Annotated in this window: 5 protein-coding genes and 3 pseudogenes; 6 read left to right on the top strand and 2 right to left on the bottom strand. The window is 25.2% G+C overall.

What is annotated here, in order from left to right:
* Positions 1-162 (top strand): annotated as a pseudogene (locus BN1173_RS04535) (ABC transporter permease); the annotation flags it as partial.
* Positions 163-969: a membrane protein gene (locus BN1173_RS01630; RefSeq protein WP_040236182.1), complete on the top strand. Its 807-nt coding sequence runs from the start codon at positions 163-165 to the stop codon at positions 967-969. It abuts the pseudogene before it with no gap.
* Here BN1173_RS01630 and BN1173_RS01625 read toward each other — a convergent pair.
* Positions 966-1,636: pseudogene (locus BN1173_RS01625) on the bottom strand (tetratricopeptide repeat protein). The gene BN1173_RS01630 and the pseudogene BN1173_RS01625 sit on opposite strands and share 4 nt — an antisense overlap.
* The gene (locus BN1173_RS01620) at positions 1,633-2,679 is read right to left on the bottom strand and encodes a polyprenyl synthetase family protein (RefSeq protein ID WP_040236181.1); all 1,047 of its coding nucleotides are present in this window, start codon (positions 2,677-2,679) and stop codon (positions 1,633-1,635) included. The pseudogene BN1173_RS01625 and the gene BN1173_RS01620 overlap by 4 nt, the downstream one beginning before the upstream one ends.
* 52 nt (positions 2,680-2,731) lie before the next feature.
* Between BN1173_RS01620 and BN1173_RS01615 the strand changes: the two genes are divergently transcribed.
* From BN1173_RS01615 to BN1173_RS01600, 4 genes and pseudogenes are all read left to right on the top strand, one after another.
* Positions 2,732-3,313, top strand: coding sequence for an SAM-dependent methyltransferase (locus tag BN1173_RS01615; RefSeq protein ID WP_025400657.1), 582 nt, complete (start codon positions 2,732-2,734; stop codon positions 3,311-3,313).
* A 40-nt stretch (positions 3,314-3,353) separates the two neighbouring features.
* On the top strand, positions 3,354-3,881 hold the full coding sequence (locus tag BN1173_RS01610; protein WP_040236178.1) for a chemotaxis protein CheW: 528 nt from the start codon (positions 3,354-3,356) through the stop codon (positions 3,879-3,881).
* On the top strand, positions 3,874-4,713 hold the full coding sequence (locus tag BN1173_RS01605) for an NAD(+)/NADH kinase (RefSeq protein ID WP_040236176.1): 840 nt from the start codon (positions 3,874-3,876) through the stop codon (positions 4,711-4,713). Before BN1173_RS01610 ends, BN1173_RS01605 begins: the two co-directional genes overlap by 8 nt.
* A gap of 86 nt (positions 4,714-4,799) precedes the next feature.
* Positions 4,800-5,131, top strand: a pseudogene (locus BN1173_RS01600) (hypothetical protein); the annotation flags it as partial.

Here is a 5,131-nt window from a genome sequence, read left to right as displayed (position 1 = left end):
AATTATATTTATGTGTTATGTTTTAGTTTGTTTTTTGCAATGTTGAACGAATTTAATAATTATCTTAAAATAAATTATTCATTTAAGTATGAATTTATTGGTTTGTATCAGGCCATTTCTATTTTCATTGCATTGTTTTTTATTAATACGGGTAAAAAGTAAGTGTTTAGTATTTTTTTGCATTCTATAATATTTGCATATTTAGCTCTTGGTATTCTTTATACTGAGAGAGTAGGGCTTTTAAATATATCTATAGAGGGAATCTCTTTTTTGTCTGTTTTTTTGACTTCTCTTTTTATATATTGGGGCTATGGAATATTTATTTCAGTTATTATGACAATTTGTATTAGTTTACTTTTTGGTTGTTTTTTATCTTTTATTGCAATAAATGGTTATAATATTTTTATAACGGGTATAGGAATTAATATATTGTGTAATTTCTTGGTTAGAATTTTAATGAGAGCTAATTTCAATTTTATTCCAGGATTTAGTTTAAATATTTCCAATAATATTGCCATTATTTTTTTTGTTATATTTTTTTTTACTTTTTTAAGTTTTAGTATTTATGTAATAAATTATTCAATAGTTAGGGTAGTATTTGAATTTATTCGTTCAAATGATTATGAAAATGTATTAGGTGAACAGACTAGTAATTATTTTAAGTCTTTTGCTATTTTTGTTTCTGTAATATCGGCAAGTGTTGCGGGTTCATTGCTTGCTATAAATTTTAATGTTTATTCTTATGATTTGGGATTGAATAATGGTTGGCTTGCTATTTGTATATTGTATATTGCATTTGCAAATCCCTGGCTTATTTTGCCAAGTTCATTTTTTATGGTGTTTATTGAATACAAATTTTTTAATCTTCAAGATTATGTTAATTCTTATTTTGCACTTTCTTTGCCTTTTTATATGGCTATATTGATTAATGTATTTGCTGCTTTTTTTAGAAAAACTAAATTATTTTAGAGGTTGTTATTTTCATTTTTAAGATTTTTTAAAGTTTTAATCTGTAATTCCAAATCTTTGATTTTAGTTTTATTAAATTCATAAAAAGGAATTTGTTTAATGACATCCAAATTATTTAAAAAGATTGTAAATATGGTATCATCATGTGTTTCTATTTGAAAAATAGTATTCATTATTATATTAAACATTAAATCTTCATCTTGCATTAGATGATAAAATCCTTTTTTTAAAATAGTGTCAATTAATACGTATATATTACTGTTTAATAGTTCTTTATATCTGTTTGAAACTGCATTATATAATCCATTGAATTTCCCAGTTCTCCAATAAGAAAATATGCCCATGATATGTCAAGATAATTTTTTGTATCTTGGAAATCAATTATATGTAGGTAATTATTTGTTTGTTTTATTGCTTTTAACCAATTGTTCATGAGATATTCTAATTCTGAGAGTAATAAATATGCATCAACTTGTTTTGGATCTTGATTGATAATTTGCATTAATAATGCTTTAGATTGGTTATATTGCTTTGTTTCTTTAAGTAATATTGAATTTTGTTTCTCGAGTTCTTTGATTTTATTTATACTGACATCTTTTGTAGAAATTGTTGCATGAATAGTAGTAATTATATTGAACCAAATTAGTATTATTGTGTATTTTTTCATGGGTTATCCTCTTTTATTTTTGTTACAAGCTTGATTATCATATCTTTGTATTTATTAATCAGTTTGTATGAATTTAATTCTTCTATAAATTTATTAAGATATGACGTTGCAAGAATTGAAGAATTTTGGATCGCATTTGATGAGTTGATCATATTACTGAATTGTAATATTTTTTCTTTTACTTTATCTATAGGTTGATTTTTAATTTTTGCTAGTTCATGAATAATTTTATTATCAAAATTTTTTTCTCTTAAAAAGTATATTATAGGTAAACTTTTTTTCCCTTCTATTAAGTCATCTCCAAAATCTTTTCCCTTAACTCCGTCCTTGATATTTTTAATGTCATCTATCATTTGAAAATATGTTCCAATATTTAGGAATGTATTGTAAAGATTTTTTGCTTTATTTTCATTGTTAGTAAGTATTCCTGCTAAAAACCCAGCCATTCCAAAAAGAGAACTTGTCTTATGTTCAACTAAAGATATATATTCTTCAATACTTGGAATATATGTTCCATTATGTAATGTAATATCAATTCCTTGTCCTAAATGAAGATTTGATAGAGTTGTAAAAAAAATTTCATAAATAATTAATTTTTGACTTGTCTTTAAATTTGAAGTTTGTATTAGTTTTGCGGGTAGAAAGTAAATGAGATTTGCTGTATTAATGCTGTTGTCTAATCCATAAATTAAATGAATAGAAGGCTTGCCACGTCTCTTAAGAGAACCATCTTCTATGTCGTCGATAATAAGACTTCCAGAATGAGGTAATTCAAGTAACATGCTAAGTTTATATAGATTTTCAGTATCTGAGTTGTTATATCCTAGTGCATGTGCCAATAAAATCATTAACATTGGTCTGATTCTTTTTCCACCTCTATTTATTATTTCAATAGCAGGTGCTTGAATTGCATTTATTGTACTCGCTTGTATGTTAAGTGTTAGTTTTAGGTTTTTGTCTGTAAATAAGTTTAGAAAGTAATTTTTTGAAAATATATTATTGATATTTTTTTCGATTTTATCTAAAAATGATTTATTTTGCATAATTATAATTATAATAAAAAGTATGATGATTAAGTGTGTTTAAGAGAGTTATATGTATAATGTTTTTGATGAATATTCACAAAAAGCTAAAAATGAGGGGTATCTTGCTAGATCTGTTTATAAATTGATTGAAATTGATAAAAAATTTTCTTTGTTCTCTTCTGGTAATATATTAGATATTGGAGCATCTCCTGGTAGTTTTTCTCAATATGCTTATGCTAATCTTAAGAATGGAGTGCTTGTTGCAGTTGACCTTAATGATGTAAATCTTAATTTTACTAGTAATTTTTATTTTATTAAGGGCAATATATATCTTGATGAGGTTTATCAGAAAATCAAAATTTTTTCACCTTATAGTTTGATTGTAAGCGATGCAGCTCCTAGTACTACTGGTAATAGATTAGTCGATACTAGTAATTCTTTTAATTTAAATATCAGAATATTTGAGTTAGCTTGTGAGAGTTTGATGAGAGGTGGAAATTTGTTACTTAAGGTTTTTCAAGGTGGTGAGGAAGAACAGATTTTTTATAAACTTAAGAGTTGTTTTAGAGTTGTTAAAAAAGTGAGACCTAAAGCTGTTCGTAAAAATTCCTTTGAAATTTATTTTTTAGCTAAAGATTTTGCTAAATTATAGAGTTATGTTTAAGTTGTTTTTTGTTGAGGATTGTTAAAGTATGTTTATAAAGGATAAAATTATGGAAAAAAAATCTCATTTACAAGTTGCATGTTTTAAAATTGGTAAAGAAAGTTATGGAGTTTCAATAGAGCATATTAGAGAGGTAATTAAAGTACCCTTAGAAGGTGTTTATGCAATACCTAATGTTCCTGATTATATTACAGGTATTTATAATCTTAGAGGAAATGTTATTCCTTTGATAAATTTAAATATTAGATTTAATATTCCTTCTGTTTATGCAACAGAAGAAGATAAACTTTTAGTAGGTTATTTAATAGTAAATATTCAAAATAAACTTTTAGGAATATTTGTAGATAAAGTATTAAAAGTTATTAGTTTTGATGTTTCAAGAATACAAGAGCCTCCTGCAACTTTACAAACTTTTGATAAAAAATATATATCTGGTGTTGTTAAGATTGAGGAAAAAGAAAATTTTGAGAGTGAATATTTAATTTTAATTGATATTGAACGAATATTTGATAAGAGCGAGTTTGAAAAGATTCCATATAAGGAGAATAATGGGTAGTAAAGTTTTAATTTACGTAAATTATTCAAATTTAGATGCTGAAGTTCTTGCTTGTGAGATACAAAGATATTTGGAGTTTAAGTATGGTGTTTTAAGTTTATTTGCAGGAATGAATAAATCTTTATGTGATGTATCAAATAAAGATAATTTGATTTTTGCAATAACTTTGGGTGGAGATGGTACTGTTTTATTAGCCAGTAGTTTACTTTTAAAGAATGATATTGATATTCCTATTATTTCAATCAATTTGGGTAAAGTAGGATTTTTGGCAGATATAAAGCCTAGAGACTTTAAAGATGTGATAGATAAGTTTTTTAATAATTCTTTAGTGATTCATAAAAAATATTTACTTTGTATTAGTGCTTATGAAGATGGAAATAATTTATTTACTAAATATGCTTTAAATGATGTGATTATTCGTTCTAGTATTTTAAATAAATTGATTTATGTAAATCTTAAAGTTAATTCAGAAGATTTTCTTTCGTATAAGAGTGATGGAATAATATTTGCAACTCCAACAGGATCAACTGGGTATTCTTTTTCAGCGGGAGGAGCTATTTTAGAATCTGATCTTAAGGCTTTCATTTTAACACCCATTTCACCACATTCTGTTTATAATCGTTCTTTTATTTTTTCAAGTAAAAGTAAACTGTCACTTGCGTTTCAAAAAGGGTATACATTAAATTCTGCATCAATTTTTGTTGATGGTGTTAATATTGGTACATTTGGGGTTAATATTGTTTTTGAGTTAAAACTTGATAATAAAAGTTTACGTTTTGCATCCTTTTGTACGGATACTTTTGTTAGAAGACTGAAAAATAAGTTATTATAGACTATAGTTTTATAGTAATTTATTTTAGGTGTCATATATTGATTGAACTTTTTATAAAAAATTTGATTTTAATTAAAGAGTTTTATATGAGGCTAAATGTGAGATTATTTGCATTTGAAGATGAATCTGATAATATCAGGGGTATATTGTCGTTGTCTTTATTTTATTATTTATTTTGTTGCAAAATTAAACATGATGTAATTTCTAATGAGGGATGTAGAGATGTTTTAGTTGCTAAATTTCAAGCAAGTGATGAGCTTAGATGTTATTTGTGTTTTAGGAGAATTTTGGTCAAAGATTTAAAAACAATAATATTTGATTTTGTAAATGTCATTTTGGGTCATTATTATGTCAATGACAGGCCAGTTTTCTATTTTCGTATTACTACTAGAAGAAGTAAACCCACCATCGCCAACAC

It is taken from the genome of Borrelia crocidurae (assembly GCF_000825665.2).
Taxonomy (GTDB): domain Bacteria; phylum Spirochaetota; class Spirochaetia; order Borreliales; family Borreliaceae; genus Borrelia; species Borrelia duttonii.
The sequence above is the reverse complement of the archived record's forward strand: the minus strand, read 5'-3'. Positions and strand labels throughout refer to the sequence as shown.

Coding starts and splice junctions, on each gene's coding strand:
- BN1173_RS01620 (WP_040236181.1), bottom strand. CDS start 2,679: ATGCAAAATAAATCATTTTTAGATAAAATCGAAAAAAATATCAATAAT.
- BN1173_RS01615 (WP_025400657.1), top strand. CDS start 2,732: ATGTATAATGTTTTTGATGAATATTCACAAAAAGCTAAAAATGAGGGG.
- BN1173_RS01605 (WP_040236176.1), top strand. CDS start 3,874: ATGGGTAGTAAAGTTTTAATTTACGTAAATTATTCAAATTTAGATGCT.
- BN1173_RS01610 (WP_040236178.1), top strand. CDS start 3,354: ATGTTTATAAAGGATAAAATTATGGAAAAAAAATCTCATTTACAAGTT.